The organism is Arthrobacter sp. ISL-48, from assembly GCF_018613805.1.
Taxonomy (GTDB): Bacteria; Actinomycetota; Actinomycetes; order Actinomycetales; family Micrococcaceae; genus Arthrobacter.
Genome location: NZ_JAGGPL010000015.1, coordinates 26,317 through 47,130, shown reverse-complemented (window position 1 = coordinate 47,130; position 20,814 = coordinate 26,317). Strand labels below are relative to the sequence as shown.

20 protein-coding genes are annotated in these 20,814 nt (G+C 60.7%); 10 read left to right on the top strand and 10 right to left on the bottom strand.

Annotated features, from left to right (window positions below; all coding sequences use genetic code 11):
* Positions 1-1,253, top strand: a 1,253-nt coding sequence (locus J7E83_RS14555; RefSeq protein WP_214963341.1) for an ISL3 family transposase, incomplete at its 5' end; no start/stop codon positions are given.
* A gap of 96 nt (positions 1,254-1,349) precedes the next feature.
* On the opposite strand, the gene J7E83_RS21205 is transcribed toward J7E83_RS14555, so the two are convergent.
* From J7E83_RS21205 to J7E83_RS14540, 3 genes are all read right to left on the bottom strand, one after another.
* On the bottom strand, positions 1,350-1,643 hold the full coding sequence (locus J7E83_RS21205; protein WP_251043893.1) for a DapH/DapD/GlmU-related protein: 294 nt from the start codon (positions 1,641-1,643) through the stop codon (positions 1,350-1,352).
* Between the two features lie 303 nt (positions 1,644-1,946).
* Positions 1,947-3,047, bottom strand: coding sequence for a glycosyltransferase (locus J7E83_RS14545; RefSeq protein WP_214963339.1), 1,101 nt, complete (start codon positions 3,045-3,047; stop codon positions 1,947-1,949).
* Positions 3,040-3,672: an acetyltransferase gene (locus tag J7E83_RS14540; protein WP_214963337.1), complete on the bottom strand. Its 633-nt coding sequence runs from the start codon at positions 3,670-3,672 to the stop codon at positions 3,040-3,042. The genes J7E83_RS14545 and J7E83_RS14540 overlap by 8 nt, the downstream gene beginning before the upstream one ends.
* Positions 3,673-3,726: 54 nt before the next feature.
* On the opposite strand from J7E83_RS14540, the gene J7E83_RS14535 reads away from it, so the two are divergent.
* The 8 genes from J7E83_RS14535 (at position 3,727) to J7E83_RS14500 (ending at position 13,282) form a co-directional block, all read left to right on the top strand.
* Positions 3,727-4,971 (top strand): glycosyltransferase family 4 protein, encoded by a 1,245-nt coding sequence (locus J7E83_RS14535; RefSeq protein ID WP_311379694.1) that lies wholly within the window; start codon positions 3,727-3,729, stop codon positions 4,969-4,971.
* A gap of 42 nt (positions 4,972-5,013) precedes the next feature.
* Positions 5,014-6,042, top strand: coding sequence for a GDP-mannose 4,6-dehydratase (gene gmd, locus J7E83_RS14530; RefSeq protein WP_214963335.1), 1,029 nt, complete (start codon positions 5,014-5,016; stop codon positions 6,040-6,042).
* Positions 6,042-7,016, top strand: coding sequence for a GDP-L-fucose synthase (locus J7E83_RS14525; protein WP_214963333.1), 975 nt, complete (start codon positions 6,042-6,044; stop codon positions 7,014-7,016). Before gmd ends, J7E83_RS14525 begins: the two co-directional genes overlap by 1 nt.
* 24 nt (positions 7,017-7,040) lie before the next feature.
* A complete protein-coding gene (locus tag J7E83_RS14520) occupies positions 7,041-8,504 on the top strand; it encodes a sugar transferase (protein ID WP_214963331.1) in 1,464 nt (487 codons plus the stop codon).
* A gap of 60 nt (positions 8,505-8,564) precedes the next feature.
* Positions 8,565-9,878 (top strand): UDP-glucose/GDP-mannose dehydrogenase family protein, encoded by a 1,314-nt coding sequence (locus tag J7E83_RS14515; protein ID WP_214963329.1) that lies wholly within the window; start codon positions 8,565-8,567, stop codon positions 9,876-9,878.
* Between the two features lie 365 nt (positions 9,879-10,243).
* Positions 10,244-11,755: a DUF4012 domain-containing protein gene (locus J7E83_RS14510; protein ID WP_311379693.1), complete on the top strand. Its 1,512-nt coding sequence runs from the start codon at positions 10,244-10,246 to the stop codon at positions 11,753-11,755.
* A gap of 168 nt (positions 11,756-11,923) precedes the next feature.
* Entirely contained in the window at positions 11,924-12,541 is a 618-nt protein-coding gene (locus J7E83_RS14505; protein WP_214963324.1) for an LPXTG cell wall anchor domain-containing protein, read from the top strand.
* 336 nt (positions 12,542-12,877) lie between these two features.
* Entirely contained in the window at positions 12,878-13,282 is a 405-nt protein-coding gene (locus J7E83_RS14500; RefSeq protein ID WP_311379692.1) for a VanZ family protein, read from the top strand.
* Here J7E83_RS14500 and galU read toward each other — a convergent pair.
* The 7 genes from galU to paaA all read right to left on the bottom strand — a co-directional run bounded on the left by galU (position 13,279) and on the right by paaA (position 19,124).
* Positions 13,279-14,169 (bottom strand): UTP--glucose-1-phosphate uridylyltransferase GalU, encoded by an 891-nt coding sequence (gene galU / locus J7E83_RS14495; RefSeq protein ID WP_214963311.1) that lies wholly within the window; start codon positions 14,167-14,169, stop codon positions 13,279-13,281. The genes J7E83_RS14500 and galU overlap by 4 nt on opposite strands.
* Positions 14,170-14,208: 39 nt before the next feature.
* A complete protein-coding gene (locus tag J7E83_RS14490) occupies positions 14,209-14,988 on the bottom strand; it encodes an enoyl-CoA hydratase/isomerase family protein (RefSeq protein WP_214963308.1) in 780 nt (259 codons plus the stop codon).
* 50 nt (positions 14,989-15,038) lie between these two features.
* Positions 15,039-16,277 (bottom strand): 1,2-phenylacetyl-CoA epoxidase subunit PaaE, encoded by a 1,239-nt coding sequence (gene paaE / locus J7E83_RS14485; protein ID WP_214963305.1) that lies wholly within the window; start codon positions 16,275-16,277, stop codon positions 15,039-15,041.
* 9 nt (positions 16,278-16,286) lie between these two features.
* On the bottom strand, positions 16,287-16,757 hold the full coding sequence (gene paaD / locus J7E83_RS14480) for a 1,2-phenylacetyl-CoA epoxidase subunit PaaD (protein WP_214963353.1): 471 nt from the start codon (positions 16,755-16,757) through the stop codon (positions 16,287-16,289).
* A 77-nt stretch (positions 16,758-16,834) separates the two neighbouring features.
* Complete coding sequence (paaC, locus tag J7E83_RS14475) at positions 16,835-17,692, bottom strand: 1,2-phenylacetyl-CoA epoxidase subunit PaaC (protein WP_214963303.1); 858 nt, start codon at positions 17,690-17,692, stop codon at positions 16,835-16,837.
* Positions 17,689-18,102, bottom strand: a complete 414-nt coding sequence (gene paaB, locus J7E83_RS14470) for a 1,2-phenylacetyl-CoA epoxidase subunit PaaB (RefSeq protein WP_214963301.1) — start codon at positions 18,100-18,102, stop codon at positions 17,689-17,691. The genes paaC and paaB overlap by 4 nt, the downstream gene beginning before the upstream one ends.
* Positions 18,099-19,124, bottom strand: a complete 1,026-nt coding sequence (gene paaA / locus J7E83_RS14465) for a 1,2-phenylacetyl-CoA epoxidase subunit PaaA (RefSeq protein WP_214963299.1) — start codon at positions 19,122-19,124, stop codon at positions 18,099-18,101. The genes paaB and paaA overlap by 4 nt, the downstream gene beginning before the upstream one ends.
* Positions 19,125-19,284: 160 nt before the next feature.
* Between paaA and J7E83_RS14460 the strand changes: the two genes are divergently transcribed.
* Complete coding sequence (locus J7E83_RS14460) at positions 19,285-20,805, top strand: LCP family protein (protein WP_214963297.1); 1,521 nt, start codon at positions 19,285-19,287, stop codon at positions 20,803-20,805.
* Positions 20,806-20,814 lie beyond the last annotated feature (9 nt).

Below are 20,814 nucleotides of genomic sequence, written 5' to 3'. Positions count from 1 at the left end.
CCACCAACCGTGAAGAGCCCGATTACCGCGTCACCGGCACCGAGGTCCTCACCTTCGGGCAGCGGCGTGTCAGTGTCGAGGCAACCGCCGAGGCGGGCTGCCCGTCCTGTGGGGTGATCAGCACCCGCGTTCATTCCCGCCGGCCCCAACGTCTCCGCGACATCCCTGTCGCCGGTCCCGTCGACGTGATCTGGGCCAAGCGGAGATTCTTCTGCGATGAGTATCTGTGCCCGCGCAGGACGTTCACCGAGGAAACGGCGCAGGTCCCGCGCCGGGCCCGGTCCACCCGCCGGCTCCGTGACGCCCTCGTGGCCGCGGTGATCGGATCCGGAAGGGCCGCCGCGGAGGCTGCCTCTTCGTTCGGTGTCTCGTGGTGGCTGGTCCAGCGGGCCCTGGACTCAGCAGCCCTGACACTGCCTGATGTCGACGCCCTGACGCCGCGGATGCTCGGCATTGATGAACACCGCTACCGGTCCGTACGGTTCTTCCGCGACCCGGCCACCAAGGCCTGGAAACGCTATGAACCCTGGATGACCACCATTGTTGATCTGGACACCGGACAAGTCCTGGGGATCGTTGACGGCCGTGACAGCGAGGGCGTCGGAGACTGGCTCTTCGCACGCCCGCTGGAGTGGCGCCTGGGCGTGCAGGTCGTCGCGATCGACCCCTCAGCGGCGTTCCGCAAGGCCCTGCGGATGTGGCTCCCGCGCACCGCGGTGTCGGTCGACGCGTTCCACCTGGTCAAGCTAGGCAACGACATGCTCACCGAAGTCCGGCAACGGCTCACCCAGCAAGTCCATGGCCGGCGGGGACGCTCCATCGACCCTGTCTGGGCTAACCGGCGACTGCTCCTCCGGGCCGGGGACACACTCTCGGACCGGGCACGGGACAGGCTCAGCACGGTGTTCGCGACCGACGACGCCACCGGGAAGCTGCAGGCCGCCTGGCTGGTCAAAGAGCAGCTCCGGGCCCTGCTCGCCACCGGGTCCCTCGCCGATGCAGCCGTGGCGAAAGACCGCCTGCAAACCCTGGTCGAACAGGCCGCCCAGCCGGAAACGAACCGGCTCTGGCGAACGGTCTGCCGGTGGTGGAAAGAGATCGAAGTCCTCATCGTCACAGGCGCGACAACGGCGAAAGTGGAAGCCAATAACACCGCGATCAAACACATCAAACGGACAGGCCGGGGATTCACCAACGCACGCAACTACAAAACGCGTATCCTGTTGCGCAGTGCCGCCAGAACAGCGGCGTGAACACCCATCACGGCAGAACATTCACCATGAACCGTGAAGAGCCCCTTTGAAAGGGCTATCAGCGCTTGACGCAGCCGCTGACCTTTCACTCTGCCATCAGCCCGCCGCAAATTGCGCATGAGCTAGCCTACGGTCTAGCGCGCTGCTGTGCTCCTGCCGCTCCTCTTCGTTCGTAAACCGACGACCAACGACACGAGCAGGATTGCCGACGGCAATCGAGTAACTCGGAATGTCCCGGGTAACAACCGCACCCGCACCTATCACAGAACCTTCACCCACGACGACGCCTCCCAGAATAATACTGGATGCGCCTATCCAGACATCGCGACCGATATCAACAGAGTCCCTCGGGCGAGGTTCCCGATTGCCAATCCAGGTTGAAAGTGACATTGGAGTTCCCACCTCCGATATCGCATGGTCTTCTCGCCCAATTATCTGAACATGCATTCCGATCAAGGCATAGTCGCCAATTCTCCCGTTGACCTGCACTACACTTCGCGGGCCGATCGAAACCCCTCGACCAATCTTGAGTCTGTGTGTAGACCCGATAATCACCCCCCTACCAACGCGCAAATCTCCTTTATACTCAACGTTCCCGTGCACTGACAGTCTTCGCATGAACGAACGTACCGCGCGGTTCATCCAAAATGGAATTATTGATCTACTTTCTTGATCCACGATCTCAACATCCCCCTATAACAGATTAGTCCGGCTATTCTTCAGCGCATCTTCAAGACCAGAAGCCATTGCTTCCGCTGAATAACGCAGTTTTGTGTAACGCGATATAGCTAGATTCGGTAAATTATCACGATTCTCCCATTTGGTGAGAATTGTTTTGCTCAGTTCGATATTTGAGTTTGATCGGAAGTAAGTTACGCCGCCGGAAGCATCTAGCTCTATCTCAGGCGAATGGGGCTCATCATCAGCTACCAGCATTGGGACTCCAAATCCTAAGCTTTGGGTGAGACCCAGCCCAGCAAAGCCTGGAGACACCGAGCAGAACGCACGCGCGTAGAACGGTGACAAGGCTTCCAGATCGTCAATCCACCCAGGGAATTCGACTTGCTCTGCGATACCCAGGCGCGACGTCAAATGCCTCAACGCCGCTTCCTCTGAACCGCCACCAACTAGGATCAACCTCATGTCCGGCTGTGTCCTTACGGCTTCCCCGAAAGCCTCCACTAACAAGGAAACTTTTTTAGCGGGTGCAAATCGTCCGACATAGAGCACAGAGCTGCGCTGGGCGTCGTTTGCGTCGAGCGCAGGCCGAACCGATTCCTTCCTGTAAAGGGAGTTAGGAGCAATCCAAACCGCACTTCCCGGTATGTCGCTAATCGCCTTTTCGGCATCTCGATACGTGTAGGAGATCGTCCCCTTTGCGATTCGACGCATAATCCGTCTCAAAACGGCGGTTCTCGATCCTGCACCAGCCTGCGGGTGGATGTGGCCCCAAACGAGTGTTCGCCTTCCTAGCGCGGCGCGAATTGCCAATAATAGCCATGCACTGATGCTTCGCGGGTTCAGGTCCAATACCGTAGTCTTCGCATTCACGGCCGGCCCCCATGAGCCCAATTGTATGAATGCTCTGCCCCTTAGGAGTCTTCTAATTGATACCTGCGTGTACAGGTCCTTGGGAATTCCTGTTTTCACTGATTCATCAAGATGCGCGGAGCTGACGAATATTCTGAGATTGTCACCCATTACATCGGTCAAAATCCGGACACATTCTGTCCGGTATTTTGGCAAGACTGCGAGATACAGTACGTATTTGCCGGGTTGTTTCTTCTTACTCATGCGTGGCATCACTTTCTGCTGCCGCTTCTGATCTGGGGGGAAATCGATCTCCCAAGACTTCCGCATCCGGCTGCCCGAAGATGACACCCTCGGGAACCACGACGCCAGATCGAACAACTGTATTTGGAGTTACAATGGCTGATCTTCCAATACTCGCGCCCCCGAGCACGATGCATCGAGCCGTAATCCATGCACCTGCTTCTACATTGATCGGCCTCGTTATGAGGCCCATGTCTTTCCGCACTGCATGGCTTCCAGTCGTCAGAAATGCATCCTGTGAAATCACTACATCGGTGCCTACAAAAATGTCATCTTGATTGTGCAGCCAGACACCTTCGCCGATCCAACAGCGGTCCGAGATATGCAGCTTCCATGGGAACTTCACCCTCGTGCGAGGCCTAAAAATAACGTCTGCGCCTATGTCGGCTCCGAACAACCTTAGGGCTTTGACGCGGATCGACGAACTGATTTGCCACGGGTTGTAGACGAACAACAATTCGACAATCGCCCACATGTAGACAACACTCCGCGGCTTGTCCCAGGCCAGCTTTTCACCGGGAGCTTGGGAGAGATCCAAAATCCTGATGCCACCTCGTCCTCGAGCGTCCGGCGTAGCTGCTTCCATTGTTTTTACTCCCCTTAGATCGCTGGCCACAGGCTGGCCACTATTGTTGCACCTGTGAACAGACGCCAGCTCAATATCGCGATTTTAGGACTGCATTACGCTCCTGAGCCTTCCGGCAATGCTCCATATACAACCAGCCTCGCGGAGGGGCTCGCTGCCAAGGGACACAACGTCCGTGTTCTTACAGGCTTCCCCCACTACCCGGAGTGGAAAATCCGTCGAGAGTACCAGGGGTGGACCATCCGAGAGACGATCGAGGGAGTTCGGGTCATGCGTCTCCGCCACCACGTTCCGCGCCACCCAACGGCTCTGGGCCGGATGCATATGGAGCTTAGTTTTGGCCTTCGCCTCTTGTTTGCAGACTGGGGCAACCCGGACGTCGTGGTGCTGGTCAGCCCTGCGCTCTTCTCCACCGGACTGGCCATGATTCGCGCAAGGTTGGGGCGGAAGCGGCCTGGTGTCGTCGTTTGGGTCCAGGATCTCTACAGCCGCGGCATTGTTGAAACGGGTGGAAGGCCCGGTTTTGCATCGAGGAGTATGGCGCGGCTGGAAGGCAAAATTCTCGGATCGGCACACGGTGTTGTGGCCATCCACGAACGGTTTGCGCGTTATATCGTCGACGCACTGGATGTCTCCCCTGGATCGATAAGTGTGGTTCGCAACTGGACGCATCTGCCATCAGCCGCCTCTACTAACTGTTCTGAAACTCGCAAGCGTCTTGGCTGGGACGACAAAGACATCATCGCGCTCCACTGTGGCAACATGGGAAGAAAGCAAGGACTAGAAAATGTTGTTGCCGCGGCACGTCTGGCTGAAGAAACGGATAGTCGCGTGAAGTTCGTTCTTATGGGGGATGGAAACCAAAGGGAGGCATTAATGTCTGCCGCTCAGGGCCTCACTCACTTGACATTCGTCGACTCGCTACCTCAGCAAGACTTTCAAGCTGCACTTCAGGCCGCCGATGTCCTTCTTGTGAACGAACTGCCCGGCGTTCGTGACATGTCCGTCCCAAGCAAGCTCACGTCGTATTTCACTTCGGGTGTGCCCGTAGTGGCGGCAACAGACGAAGGAAGTGTCACTTCGGAAGAAATTGCGCTGTCGGGCGCCGGGATCCGTGTGGATGCAGGGAACCCTTCCTCATTGGTTGCCGGCATCGAGTCATTGGGTAACAACCCAAACCTGTCAAAAGAACTAGGCCAGAACGGCATGCGATTCCGTGAAAAAACATTGTCCGAGTCCTCGGCAATTGCCCACTATGATGATTTCATAATGAGTCTGGGGTTGTTGCGCGGCCGCTAGGCAGTGCGACCATTTCAAATTCTCGCACTGTGGGGGGGCACCATGACTAAGCGCGCGCTGATCACCGGAATTACAGGGCAGGATGGCTCGTATCTCGCAGAACTGCTGCTGAGCAAGGGCTACGAAGTCCACGGCCTGATCCGCCGGGCCTCGACATTCAATACAGCAAGAGTCGACCACCTGTATGTCGATCCGCATGATCCGAAGGCAAGGCTATTCCTTCACTATGGTGATTTGAGCGACGGGGTTCGCCTCGTGACACTGCTGGCGCAAATCAACCCGCATGAGGTTTACAACCTAGCCGCTCAGTCACACGTTCGTGTGTCTTTCGACGAGCCCGAGCACACCGCCGACACCACAGGTGTCGGAACCATTAGGCTGCTTGAGGCGGTCCGCATGGCGGGGATCGACACGAGGTTTTATCAGGCATCCTCTTCGGAGATGTTTGGGGCTACTCCTCCTCCGCAGGACGAAGAGACCCCTTTTTATCCGCGGTCACCCTACGGGGCCGCAAAGGTGTACAGCTACTGGGTAACCAAAAATTACCGTGAGGCTTACGGCATGTTTGCCGTCAACGGCATTCTCTTCAATCACGAGTCACCCAGGCGCGGGGAAACGTTCGTGACTCGCAAGATCACCCGCGCTGTTGCAGCCATCCAGGCCGGCAAGCAGGACCTTCTGTATATGGGCAACCTTGACGCTGTCCGGGACTGGGGCTACGCCGCAGAGTACGTGGAAGGCATGTGGCGCATGCTTCAGGCCGACGAACCCGATGACTTTGTTCTCGCCACCGGGGGTAACTACACGGTCAGGGACTTCCTCCGGATTTCATTCGAATACGCCGGCCTCAAGTGGGAAGACCATGTCCGGTTCGACGAACGCTATCTGCGTCCAACGGAAGTGGACGCTCTGGTAGGAGACGCATCCAAAGCCCATGCCAAGCTCGACTGGAAGGCGTCAGTTCACACACCGGAACTTGCCCGCATCATGGTTGACGCTGACATCGAGGCCTTGAAGCACGCGGGAAGCAGCTGGATCGATAGCGTCGACCTTGAAAGCTGGAAGAACTGATGAACCCAGAGATCGATTTCGTACCAGTCGCGCTTGATCGTTCAGCAAAGTTCTACGTCGCCGGCCACCGAGGGCTCGTGGGGTCTGCAATCTGGCGAAACCTGAAGACCGAGCGTTTCACGAACCTCATCGGACGCACGTCCAAGGAGCTCGATCTCAAAGACCGCGATGAAGTCTTCGCTTTCTTCGCGGCTACGAAACCCCGCTATGTCGTCCTCGCTGCCGCCAAAGTGGGCGGCATTCTCGCCAACAATACGTACCCCGTGGATTTCTTCAGTGGGAATATACGGATCCAGACAAACGTTTTGGACGCTGCACGCGAGCAAGGGGTAGAAAGACTATTGTTCTTGGGGTCGTCTTGCATCTATCCCAAGTTCGCCGACCAGCCCATCCGCGAAGATTCATTGCTAACCGGTCACTTGGAACCAACCAACGATGCCTATGCGATAGCCAAAATAGCGGGCATCATGCACATCCAGGCGATTCGTCGACAGTATGGGCTGCCCTGGATATCGGCGATGCCCACCAACCTTTACGGCCCGGGGGACAACTTTTCACTTGAGGGATCGCATGTCCTTCCGGCGCTCATCCGGCGATATGACAAGGCAGTATCTGACGGTGCCAGCAGCGTAACGAACTGGGGAACAGGTTCCCCCCGACGTGAGTTTCTGCACGTCGATGACATGGCTGCCGCGTGCCTGCACCTTCTTGAGAACTATGATGGGCCCGAGCAGGTCAACGTCGGCACTGGAACTGACTTGACGATCAAGGAATTGGCCTCGCTGGTAGCGGATGCCGTTGGCTACGACGGACAGATCACGTGGGACACAACCAGACCTGATGGGACTCCGCAGAAGCTGCTCGATGTGGCCAAGCTGGCGAATTCCGGGTGGACTGCAAGCATCAATCTAAGCGACGGAATAAAGAGCACTGTCGAGTGGTATCGCGCAAACGTCGATCACATTCGATTGTGAAAAGGTCTTGTTGGGGGGATCAACATGCCACTCAAAGAAGAGATTAAACAATCCAAAGCCAAGGGCCACCAGGATTGGCGCAACAAGTATGCCCTGCGCCTGAAAGTGGTTGATGCTGGCGTTGTCGTCTGGGCTGTCGCCGGGGCTTACGGAGTTCGATTCGGATTCTCGGATATAAGTGCGGGCGGTGCCACGGATGTTGACTATTTTCTCCTTTCCATTGTGTTGGTGATCGCCTGGTGGCTGATGCTAGGATTTTGGGGCTCCAGGGAAGCCCGCGTACTCGGCTCCGGGTCGGAAGAGTATAAAAGTGTACTTGCGAGTTCTGCGTGGCTTTTTGGTTTTGTCGCTGTCGTGTCATACGCGGTGCGCATTGACACGCCTCGCGGATTCGTTGGTTTGGCCTTTCCCGCGGGCACTCTCGGTCTATTGGCGGCTCGCTGGTTGGTACGACAGCACCTGAGTCTTGAGCGGAAGCAAGGCAAAAGCACTTCCCGTGTGCTCATCATTGGTGGCACCCACTCCGCCGCTCATCTAGAACGTTCGCTGAAAAGCGCACCCGCTGCAGGTTACCTTCCTGTCGCAACTCACATAGCCGGGGAAACGTTTCGCGCCACAGATATGGAAGCCCCGCTGACGGGCATTCCGACCGATTTCGATTCCATTCTTTCCGTGATCCTGGCTACAAATGTGGACACCGTTGCTGTCTCTGCCGGCGTTAATTTGCATCCTCACGATCTGAGGCGGCTTGGGTGGGAGCTTGCTGCGAGAGACATCGGTATGATCTTGGCACCTGCCCTAACAGACGTGGCCGGTCCGAGAATCCACACTCAGCCTGTCGCAGGTCTTCCACTAATCCACGTCTCGACACCGAAGCTCACCGGTGGAAAGAAGATAGCCAAGCGCACTTTCGATATTGCCGTTGCAGGGCTACTGGTCGCATTCCTTGCCCCGGTCTTCCTAGTCCTGGCACTCCTCGTTCGAGTTACTGACCGTGGTCCGGTTTTTTATCGCCAGGAGAGGATTGGCCTTCGTGGCACCACCTTCTCCATGCTCAAGTTCCGCTCAATGAAAGTGAATGCGGATCCGGAACTCAATGCTCTACTGGCGGCGCAGGGTTCCAGCGACACTCCTCTTTTCAAGATCGAGAATGACCCCCGAATCACACCCTTGGGGCGAATAATGCGTAGGTACTCACTGGATGAGTTGCCTCAGTTACTTAACGTTCTCGGTGGAAGTATGAGCCTCGTAGGGCCACGTCCACAGCGCGAAGGTGAGGTCGCTCTTTACGATGACGCGGCACACCGCCGCCTTTACGTAAGCCCTGGAATGAGCGGGCTGTGGCAAGTCAGTGGACGGTCCAATCTCAGTTGGGAAGAGAGTATTCGGCTGGACCTCTACTACGTGGAAAACTGGTCACTTATAGGCGACGTTGTAATTCTCTTCAGGACATTCAAGGCAGTTTTCGCAAGCACGGGCGCGGTCTGACCAGGATCCTGTCCAACTCTGGCGGACTACGCCGAACATGCTGGCATTGGGGGAGGCAAAATGCGTATTTCAGTAATCGGTTGCGGATACCTCGGAGCAGTACACGCCGCTTGCATGGCGAAGCTCGGACATGAGGTGGTGGGAATCGATGTGGACGAGCAAAAGATCGCGGCCCTGTCCTCGGCAGCGGCCCCGTTTTATGAGCCCGATTTGGATGAACTTCTTCGCGAAGTCCAGGAGACGGGCAGACTGAGATTCACATCCGACCTGAGCGCTGCGGCAGGAAGTGACATCCACTTCATCTGCGTTGGCACGCCCCAGAAAAAGGGAGAAAACGGCGCCGACATGACCTACGTTGATGCTGCCACAATTGGGCTGCTCCCCTACATCGCGTCTGGGAACGTCGTCGTTGGTAAGTCCACTGTTCCGGTGGGCACAGCCGCGCGGCTCGCCAATCTAGTCCTGGACGCAGAGCCTTCAGCCCATCTGCTTTGGAACCCTGAGTTCCTACGAGAAGGGCATGCAGTGTCTGACACCTTACAACCGGATCGGTTCGTGTATGGCGTGCCAGGTGGCTCCGAAGAACATCCAGCCGTTGGTCTACTCGACGCTGTGTACTCGACGCCACTGACAGCTGGGACTCCCCGCCTTGTGGTCGACCTCCCCACCGCTGAGCTGGTAAAGGCTGCTGCCAATTCCTTTTTGGCGACCAAAATCTCCTTTACCAACGCCATGGCTGAAGTATGCGAGGCCTCAGGCGCCGACGTCAGCGGGCTCGCGGACGCAATCGGAATGGATGACAGGATCGGCCGCAAGTTCCTCAACGCGGGAATAGGCTTCGGCGGAGGCTGCCTTCCCAAAGATATCCGGGCCTTCATGGCCAGGGCCGGCGAACTCGGGGCCGATCAAGCACTAACCTTCCTTCGTGAGGTGGACGCCATCAACATGCGCCGCAGGACGCGCGTCGTTGAGCTCTCCCGTGAATTGTGTGGCGGCTCCCTGCTGGGCATGAGGATTACTGTGCTAGGTGCCGCGTTCAAGCCCGAAAGCGACGACGTCCGCGATTCGCCGGCCTTGAGCATCGCCGCACAACTTCAGCTCCAAGGGGCTGTGGTGACTGTCACCGATCCGAAGGTACTTTCCAACGCCTCGCGCAGGTTTCCCGAGCTACAGTACGAACCTAATTCTGAAAAGGCCGTTCAGAAGGCAGACGCCTTGCTTCTACTTACAGAATGGCAGGAGTACCGCGACCTTGATCCATACGAGCTAGCACGCTCAGTAGCCTCGCCCCGAATTCTCGATGGTCGCAACGTCCTGGATGCTGGTAAATGGCGCGCAGCTGGGTGGACCTACCGCGGTCTTGGACGTCCCTGACGATGACGGAAACCCAACACTCGGAGAATCGAGCCATCTCCAGCACTCGACGGTCTCCGAGGCCTCACCAGTATCGTCGCCGGCGACTCCTATTCGCCCTCGCCTCGCTGGGGGTAATAGCCGTCCTGGCTGTCGCCGCAGCGGCTTGGCTGGGAAGTAAAGCCTCTACGATAAACTCCGAGCTCAACGCGGCCACTCAGCTGATCCCTTCCCTTAAAGAAGAGCTCGCTGGTAACAACCCCAGTGGCGCGACTGGCTCGGTCGATCAACTTCGGGCCCACACCGCAGCGGCAAAGGACGCGGCCGACGATCCGATTTGGACCTTGGCGTCGATCCTGCCGGGACTCGGTCCCAACTTCGGTGCCGTGGCTGAAGTTGCACGCTCAGCCGACGACGTGGCCAACCTCGGGCTGGAACCGCTTGTGAAGGTCTATAGCTCCCTTGACTGGGACAGTCTGCTTCCGAATAGCTCTGGCACGAACTTTGGACCGCTTCAGGCAGCGTCTCCGAGCGTTTCGTCCGCCGCACACGCTGTCCGTCTATCTGCTGATCGCTTGAATCAGATCGATGTAAGCAGGCTGCTACCTCAAGTGAGCGAGCCCGTGATTCGTGCCAGAGACCAATTGCAGGACGTCACGGGTGCTCTGGATGCAGCGGCCGATGCAGCCCAGATCGTCCCTGGGATGTTAGGGGCAGAAGGACCACGGAATTACGTGCTCATGATTCAGAACAACGCCGAAATCCGCGCATCTGGTGGTATTCCGGGAGCTCTTGCCGTTCTCAACCTCGACAAAGGGAAGCTGACGCTGGGCTCGCAAAGCAGCGCCACAGAGCTTGGAGTGATGTCGCCGCCGGTGCCCGTGGATCCTGTGCAGCAGCAGATTTACTCCGGCCGTCTGGGTAAGTACATGCAGGACGTAAACCTAACGCCTGACTATCCAACGGCCGCCAGTACCGCACAGGCAATGTGGGAACGCAAAACTGGGCAACACGTTGATGGCGTTATCTCCATTGACCCCGTTGCGCTGAGCTACATCCTGGACGCGACCGGACCGTTGAACATTAGCAGTCCTGAACTCATCGGCCTGGCAAAGAATAAGTTGCCCACAGAACTGACAGGCAAGAACGTCGTACAGACCCTCTTGTCAGATGTGTACGCCAAAATCGAGCAGCCGAAGCTACAGGACGCTTACTTCGCCGGCGTCGCCCAAGAAATTTTTGCGGTCTTGTCGAACGGAAAAGGTGGCGCCAAGGGGCTGATCGAAGGGATCACGCGCGGTGCCGGAGAAGGCAGGGTCCTGGTCTGGTCCGGTATGACCGATGAACAGTCAGTTCTAGGTAAATACCCGCTCAGCGGCTCCATCACAGGCCCCAGCGTCTCCCCCGCCCAGTTCGGCGTCTACTTCAACGACGGCACCGGTGCCAAAATGGACTACTACGCCAAGCGCACCGTCCAGTTGGTGAAGGAATGCTCGCAGGACGGCTACGAGCAGACGACGGTTCGGGTAACCAGCACGAATACTGCGCCAGCCGACGCAGCAAGGATTCTGCCGGCCTACGTCACCGGCGGGGGCATTTACGGCGTCCCCACCGGTTCGGTTCGAACCAACATCGTGGCTTACGGACCAGTCCAAGCGAACGTGGAAACCGCCAAGTTGGACGGACAGAGGACAGACTTTGCTCCCTACCAGCACAGCAACAGGCCCGTAGGCGTTCTGGCCGTTCAACTCGCTCCTGGAGAAACCAAGACGGTCGAATTCACTTTCGGAAAAATCGTCCAGCACACGGAACCGAACGTGGTTGTCACGCCCACTGTGCAGGCTGTAAAAGAGGTCGTCCTGCCTACGCAAAATGCAGAATGCGTACCGGGCTCATAGACAGCCCGATAATCCTATTTAAATCGGACTGAATAGTCGTTGCCCCCACTGTGTAGCAGGTGGTAGCTTCATTTTGGGATATCCGGAATTTCCGCACAGGTCTCGTGCGGAGAGGAAAACCTCCTCAAATCGGTGCCCCACAACTTAATCGTCTCCGGGGGGACACCAATGAAAAAAGCACTCGCAGCACTCGCGCTTGCAGGATCTATCGCGTTGGTCGGCTCAGCACCGGCCATGGCAACCACTTACCCCGCCCTTCCGCCACAGGCAGCCGTTTCTGACGGCACCGTTGGCCCGGGCGAACAGTTCGTGTTTCGCGGCCAGGGCTTCCTTGCCGGCGAATCACTCACCATCACCGTCACGCCGGGCAACCCGCCCGCCGCCTCCGGCGCCAACATCGCCGGCAGCCGCTCCGTAGCAGCGAAGATCAATGTGTTCCTGGCACCGCAGACCTTCACCGCCACCGCTGACGCACAGGGCGCGTTCGCTTTCCCGCTCACCATCAGCACCGCAGGCACGTATTCAATCTCCGCCACGGGTAACACCTCCGGCGTCACCGTCGGTCCTGTCACCGTGGTGGTGGATCCCGCATTCGCCAGCACCGGCGCGCTGGCCAACACTGGTGGAGGTCCCCTCCCGAACACGGGCGGAGGCGCTGGTCTTGCGAACACCGGCGCTGACGCAGGCCTGATTCTTTGGACCCTGGTCGGCGCAGGTGCACTTGCCGCCGGCGCATCATCAGTAGTTGTAGTCCGCCGCCGCGCCAAGACCGAGGCCGCTGCCTAACCGCAACACACACAGGAACCAAAGAGGGTGGGTGGTTCTCCGTACTTCTGGAGAACCACCCACCCTCTGTATTAAGACCAAGAACAGTGGTCTTGAACTAAGCCCGTGGTATCTAATGGATCCATGGGGGAGACTTTGGCGCAGGACACCATGGTGGTTCGATTTCTTTATACCCCTCCCACGCCCCAAGGCGCTCCCCTACGTCCTTTTAGCTCTCCTGGCGGCAGCGCAGTCGGCACAGCCGCGTTAGCCTTCTGAGAACGCCCTGAGGCCCTTTTGAACCATTTAGAAAACCGACGGCTCTGGCGGGGAATTCTGTTAGCAATGTTCGTCCCTTTGGCGTTGGTCGCCTTTTGGCCAAGCCCCGTAGATCAGCCCATTCAGGGTGAACTCGCCAGAATCCTCAGGTTTTTCCATGCCCATGGAATTCCGGCCTGGTTCGATTACAAATTTGTCGAGGCTTCCGCCAACGTTGTACTTTTTGTCCCGCTGGGCGTGGTGGCATCGCTGGCTTTTGCAGAAAAACGCTGGTGGCAGATCGGAGCCTTCGGCCTCATAGTCTCCGGTTGTATCGAACTGGGCCAGCTCCTCTTTCTTCACGACCGCTTCGCAAGCCCGCAGGACGTTGTCACAAACACCTCAGGCGCTGTAATAGGAGCGCTGCTGGCGATAGAAGCCCTTAAACGGCCACAGGCCCGCCGCTTATCAGCGGCAGGCCTGCGAAACGCCAACAGCAGCTAGCTGACGAAACCCTTCATCCAGGTCTTCAGGTCCTCGCCGAACTCCACCCGCTCCGAGGCCAGGGTGATCACAGCCTTGAGGTAGCTGAGCTTGTCCCCGGTGTCGTACCGGCGGCCCTTGAACACCACGCCGTACACGCCGGAGCCTTCACCATCGCTGGCGGCCAGGGTCTGAAGCGCATCGGTCAGTTGGATCTCGCCGCCGCTCCCCGGCCCAGTCTCCTCCAGCACGCCGAAAACCCTGGGATGCAGCACGTACCGGCCGATCACAGCCAGGTTTGACGGTGCCGTGCCCGCAGCTGGCTTCTCCACCAGGCTGTTGACGCGGACGTAGTCCTCACCCTCAATGGCAGTGATGTCCGCGCAGCCATACGCGCTGGTTTGGGACGGATCCACCTCGATGAGTGCGATGACAGATCCGCCGGTCTTCTGCTGCACCTCCATCATGGTGGTGAGCAGGTTCTCGCTCTCGTCAATGAGGTCATCGCCCAGCAGTACAGCGAAGGGCTCGTTCCCCACGTGCTGGCGGGCGCACAAAACAGCGTGGCCCAGGCCCTTGGCCTCGCCCTGGCGGACATAGTGGATGGGCCCGAGTTGTGAGGCATGCTGAACGGCGTCGAGGCGGTCCTTGTCTCCCTTCAGTTCCAGGGCACGTTCCAGGCCAGGCTCGCGGTCAAAGTGGTCTTCGAGGGAGCGCTTGTTGCGCCCCGTGATCATCAGCAGGTCCGTGAGGCCGGACTTTACGGCTTCCTCAACGACGTACTGGATAGCCGGACGGTCAACAACCGGCAGCATTTCCTTCGGCATGGCCTTGGTGGCGGGCAGGAACCGGGTCCCCAATCCGGCGGCAGGAATAACGGCTTTGGTAATCGGTTTCCCCATTGTCATATCTGAACCATACAAATGTGTGCGTTAACATAGCAATCTCTAGCCGGTGAACTTCGGCTCACGCTTCTCCTGAAATGCCCTAAATCCCTCGGCATAGTCATTACTTTTACAGAGCCGTGCCTGCTCGGCATTCTCTTCTTCCATGGCATCCCAGAGGCCCAGCCGCTGGTCCCGGATGTGCGCAACGAGCTCCTTGCTGGCGTTGAAGGCACCCGTGGCACCCACAGCCGCTTTGGCTACGATGGCCCGGGTGTTCGCCAGCAACTCCCCCGCAGGCATCGCCCGGCTGAACAGCCCCTGCGCCACTGCATCGGCACCGCTCATCAGCTCCGCCGTATAGATCAGGTCCAGCGTGCGGTGCATGCCCAGCCGCTCCGTGAAGTACCAGTGCCCACCGGAATCCAGCGTCGCACCCAGCTTGGCGAACGGCGACCCGAACTTCGCGTTCTCCGCCACATACACCACGTCCGTAGCCAGCAGCAGGCCCAGCCCCACGCCCAGGCAGGCCCCGTGGGCTGCGGCAAACGTCGGCGCCGGGAAGTTGCTCATCTTCTTCAACAGGGGCTGCACCAGCCCACCCAGGTACGCTTCGGCGTCGTCACTTTCCGGCGTCACGCCGGAAATGTCCCGGCCCGCGCAGAAGGCGCGGCCCTCTCCCCTCAGCAGCAGCGCCCGCACCTCGCCCCGCGAGGCGGCGTCAGCGGCGTCGTCGTACGCCTGTCCCAGGTCCGCGAGCGCCTGCTCGTTCAAAGAGTTCAGCTTGTGCGGCGCATCCAGCACTACCTCGGCTACGCCGTTGCTGATGGAGACGGAAATCATGGGGCTCCTGTTCTGGCCGGTTCATCGTGCGGTTCAGCGTCCTGTATGACCTAAACGTCGAAGTCGACGGTGACTTCCGGCGTCGTGGGGTGCGACTGGCAAGTGAGCACGTACCCCCTGTCCAATTCATCCTGCTCCAGTGCATAGTTCTCGTCCATAGTGACGCTGCCCGTGACCAGCTTGGCCCGGCAGGTGCCGCACACTCCGCCGGCGCACGCGAAGGGCACATCCGGGCGGACGCGGAGCGCGGCGTTGAGGATGGATTCGCGGGCGTGCGTGGGGCTGGCCACCTCGCCCTGGAGTCCGTCCAGCTTGAATGTGATCTTGTACGTCTCCTTGGACTCGTCCACCAGTACGGGCCGGCCGGCGTGGCCCTCCGGGCGGTCCGGCTTGCCTGACGTGAACAGCTCGAACCGGATGTGCTCGGGCTTCACGCCGCGCTCGGCCAGTGTGTCCCGGCACAGCTGCACCAGCTCGAACGGCCCGCACAGGAACCACTCGTCCACATCGTCCGCGTGGATGGCCGTGCCCAGCAGCTGGCGGAGCTTCTCGGCGTCGATCCGCCCGCTGAGCAACGGCGCGATCCGCTGCTCGCGGGACAGCACGTGGTGCAGGGCCAGCCGCTGCGGGTACTTGTCCTTCAGGTCTGCCAGCTCCTCCAGGAACATGACGTCCATGGCGGCCTTGTTGGCGTAGATCAGGTCAAATCGGGTTTCCGGGTTGGCGGCCAGCAGAGTGCGGGCGATGGCGATCACCGGGGTGATGCCCGAGCCCGCCGCGATGGCCACGAAGCTGCCCGGCTCCCCCGCCAGCTCTCCGGCCAGTTCCTGAGGGCGGTTCATCGAGCTCATGACGTTCTGCTCCACCGCCCTGCCGTCCCGGCCGTGCCTGGACACGAACGCGCCCATGGGGCTCATGACATCCAGGGTGTCCCCCGGTTTCAGCTCCGAGTTGGCCCACGTGGAGAACAGCCCGCCCAGGTCCTTCTTCACGGCCACCCGGATCTCGCTGCTGCCGTCCTCAAAGGTCCGCGGCTCGGCGCAGATCGAGTAGCTGCGGCGGACTTCCTTTGGTTGCCCGTCCTCGTCCGGCAGCGTGGTGCGCAGGGCTACGTACTGGCCGGGCAGGTAGTCGAATTGGCCAGCCAGGTCTGCGGGGACCGTGAACGCCACCTCGATGGCGTCCTCGGTCAGCCGGCGGACCTCCTTCACCGCCAGGGTATGGAAGGACGGACGACGGCGGCCGGTGGCCTGCGCCGATTCGGCGGCAGTCTGGCGGACAACGGGCATGAGCCTTCCTTACAGGACTTTGAAGTAATCGAACGGTTCCCGGCAGTCCTGGCACACGTAAAGGGCCTTGCAGGAGGTGGAGCCGAAGCGGGTGAGTTCCTTGGTGTTCAACGACGAGCACTGCGGGCATTTCACGGCGAGGGTGAGTCTGATGGGACCCGAGTGACCGCCGGCTTTCGCCATGCCCGACGGCGGGGCGATGCCGTACTCCCGCAGCTTCGCCTTGCCGGCGTCCGTCATCCAGTCCGTGGTCCAGGCAGGCGCGAGCACTAGGTCCACCTGAATATTGTTGTACCCCGCCTGGGTGAACGCGGCCTTGAGGTCGTCACGAATGGCATCCATGGCAGGGCAGCCCGAGTACGTGGGCGTGATGGTGACCTGCACAGCCGGTTCCGGGCCGCCGTCGTCGAACAGCTGGACATTGCGGAGGATTCCCAGGTCCTCAATGGTGAGCACCGGGATTTCCGGATCGCATACCATGGCGGCGATGTCCCAGGCCTTCTGCCGGAGTGACTTCTCCTGGATCGTCTTCTCCTGCGCCTGCCTGGCCACGGCCGTCACCAGCTCGCTCCGGGATACTCCCGCGCCAGCACCTGCATCTCCGCGAGGATGTACCCCAGGTGCTCGGAATGCATGCCGCGCCGCCCGCCGCCGGTGGCAGCCGGAACCTCCGGCACCTGCAATTCGGCTTCCGCGAGGACCTCGCCGGTCAGCCGGTCAAAGTCCTCGCGCAGCGCTGAAGGCTCGACGGCGGCGCCGGTTCCAGCCAGGCGGGTGGTCAGCCCATCGTCCTCGAAGAGTTCGGCGACGTAGGGCCAGACCAGCTTGAGGCCGTGGATCATCCGCCGGCGCGACTCGTCCGTGCCCCCGGCCAGGCGCAGGATCCACTGGGCGCTGTGGTCCCGGTGGTAGTCCACTTCCTTCACGGCCTTGGCGGCGATGGCGGCAAGGGTAGCGTCCGTGGATTCGCTCAGCCGGCGGTAAAGCTCGAACTGGTAGTAGCTCACCACGAACTGGCGGGCGATGGTCACCGCGAAGTCGCCGTTGGGCTGCTCGAAGAGGTGGGCGGAGCGGAACTCGTGCTCGCGGCGGAAGTAGGCAAGATCGTCTTCGCTCTTCGCTGCCCCTTCCCCTCCGAGGGCGGCCCCTGCGTAGCTGAGGAAGGAGCGGGCGTGGCCCAGCTGGTCCAGGGCGATATTGCCCAGGGCCACGTCCTCCTCCAGCTCAGGGCCCCGGGAGATCCAGTGGCCCAGGCGCTGGGCCAGGATCAGGGCGTCGTCGCCCAGGCGGAGGGCGTACTCTGCCACGTCCTCGCTGGGGCTGGCAAGGCCGGTGCGGACCTCCAAGGCGATGTCCTCCGGGCGGAGGGCATTGCCGGGCGTGATGCGGGTGGCGGAGGCGCTCGAGTCGCTCACAGGTGCTTCACCCCTTCGCTCTTGGTGTAGTACGTGGCGTGCCGGTAGTCCTTGCCCTGCGGGGACTCGAAGAACGCGCCCTTGGAGTCAGGATCGCTGGCGGCGATGGCGTCGGCCGGGACCACCCAGATGGACACGCCTTCGTTGCGGCGGGTGTAAAGGTCGCGGGCGTTACGCAGTGCCATGGCGGCGTCCGGTGCATGGAGGGATCCGGCGTGGACGTGGCTGAGGCCCCGGCTGGACCGGACGAAGACCTCCCAGAGGCCCCAGGCGTTCCGGTCCTTTGCTGCTGCTGTTGCTTCGGTGGAAGCCGCCTCCGGAGTGGGGGCGCCTGCCGGGACCTTGGCCGCCGTGCTGTTTAGCTCCCCGGCGGAGCTTGCCGGAACTTCCGGGTTGCCGTGCGGACTCATGCTGCGTATTCCTTCTGCTGTTTTGCTCGCTGTTTGTCCGCGTAAACCGCAGCTGCCTCGCGGACCCAGGCGCCGTCGTCGTGCGCTTCACGGCGACGTTCCAGCCGCTGGGCGTTGCAGGGGCCGCGGCCGGCCAGGACTTCCTTGAATTCGTTCCAGTCCAACGGGCCGTGCTCCCACTTTTTGGTCTCCTCGTTGAAGCGGACCTGACTGTCCGGGAGGGTCAGGCCCAGCACGCGGACCTGCTCCACCATCATTCCCACGAAGCGGCTGCGGAGTTCATCGTTACTGAAGCGCTTGATGTTCCAGGCCATGGACTGGCGGGAGTTGGGCGAATCGTCATCCGGCGGGCCGAACATCATCAGGGCCGGCGCGTACCAGCGGTTTACCGCGTCCTGGGCCATCTGCCTCTGCCCCGGGGTGCCGTTGGCGAGTTCCAGCAGGATCTCGAAACCCTGGCGCTGGTGGAAGGACTCCTCCTTGCAGATGCGGACCATCGCGCGGCCGTAGGGGCCGTAGGAGGCGCGGCACAGGGGCACCTGGTTGCAGATGGCGGCCCCGTCCACAAGCCAGCCGATTGCGCCCATGTCCGCCCAGGTCAGGGCCGGGTAGTTGAAGATGCTCGAGTACCTTGCTTTGCCGGCGATAAGGTCGGCCATCATCCTGTCCCGGGACTGACCCAGGGTCTCGGCAGCGGAGTAGAGGTACAGCCCGTGGCCGGCCTCGTCCTGGACCTTGGCCATCAGGATGGCCTTGCGCTTCAGGCTGGGGGCGCGGGAGATCCAGTTGGCTTCCGGCTGCATGCCAATGATTTCGGAGTGGGCGTGCTGGGATATCTGTCGCAGGAGGGTCTTGCGGTAGGCATCCGGCATCCAGTCCCGCGGCTCGATCCGCGAATCCTCCGCCATCACACGGTCAAAGTTCACCTGGCCGTCCGCGTCGCGCTGGGCTGCTTCTGCTGCAGCTGCGAGGTCTTCCGGGGATAGCCCATCGGGCACTGACTGCAGATTCTGCGCTGCCATGGTTGCTCCTATGCAAAGGCTTTCGGCGGACCGCATTATTTACCGACCGTTCGTTCAGGATATGTGGAAGGGCGAGAAAGCGTCAAGCGACGGACCTTAAGCAAGTTCCCAGCAACCGTAAGTAGCATGAGCGGATCCGAAACGCGGAGAGGTATCCCCCTTGCCTGATCGTCAATATATTCCCGTCCCCAAGTCCGGCGCGTCCGTGCCCTACCCGGGACAGGGCACGCTGGTTGACAGCAGCCGCAAACACCCGGGCCGCCATGGGCGCCGCTGGCTCAAGATCACCGGCGCCGCCGCCGCCGCGCTGCTGCTGTGCGTCCTCGCTTTCGGCGGATACTGGGTCTGGCGTCTCAAGTCCAACATCACCACCTCTGCTCTCGGAGCCGGCGGTCTCCGGACGGAAGGGCCCGTTGATGACAGCAAAGACCGGATCCAGATCCTCGTCCTGGGCAGTGATACAAGGAGCGGGAAGGACGGACAATACGGCACCGCCGACCAGTCGTCAGGGTACGGGCATTCCGATGTGATGATGCTGCTGGACATTTCCGCCGACAACAACAACGTCAACGTCATCAGTTTCCCGCGGGATCTGCTCGTCGACGTCCCGGCCTGCAAGGACCCCGCCACGAACCAGCAACATGATGCGCGGCCAAACGTGATGATCAACAGCGCCATGGCCGACGCCGGCATCGGGTGTGCCGTGGACACGGTGAACAAGCTCACCGGGATGCAAGTAGACCACTTCATGATGGCGGACTTCAACGCCGTAAAGGAACTCTCCAATGCCGTCGGCGGCGTCGAGGTATGCGTCAACGCCGCCGTCTCCGATCCCGAATCAGGACTCCACCTGCCCAAGGGGACCTCCCTGGTCCAGGGCGACCAGGCCCTGGCCTTCCTGCGCACCCGCCACGGCTTCGCCAACGGTGGAGACCTGGGCCGAATCCAGGCCCAACAGTCGTTCCTGGCCTCCCTCACCCGGAAACTGAAGGCCGACGGGACCCTGGGCGATCCGCAGAAGGTGCTGGGTATTGCCGATACGATGACGAAGAACCTGACGGTCGATGATGGCTTGGCCTCGGTTCCGGCGCTGCTGACGCTCGCCGGCCGGCTTAAGAACATCGACCCGGCAAAGGTCAACTTCATCACCGTACCGACCGTCCCGGCGGCTTCGGATCCCAACCGGCTGGACCTTGACGAACCCGCGGCCAAGGACCTCTTTGCGGCCCTGCGCCGCAGCGCCGACCTAACCCAGGCCGCCCCCGCTGCGCCCCCTTCCACGGACCCGTCCACAACGGCGGCCGCAAAACCAAGCTATGACAAGGCAATCCAGCCCGTCACCATCGCCAACGGAACCGGCGTGGCCGGCCGGACCGGCGAGATCGGGGCGCTGATCAGCGGGGCCGGTTTCACGAAACTTACCCGGGTCCAGGCCCAGCCCCGGGCGCAGACCATGGTCTACTACGGCCCCGGCTTCGACGACGTTGCCGCTGACATCGCCGCCCTGTTCGGACTCCCGCCCGCCAGCGTTCAGCAGGCAGCCGGCATCCAGGGCGTGCAGCTCTACGCCGGTAAAGACTTCGCGACCGGAACGAGGCCGGCACCGCCCACCCCGGCCCCCGGCGCCGTCGCCCAGACGGCCAACGACCAGACCTGCCAGACCGCCAACCCGGGCGGCTAGACGTCCTCC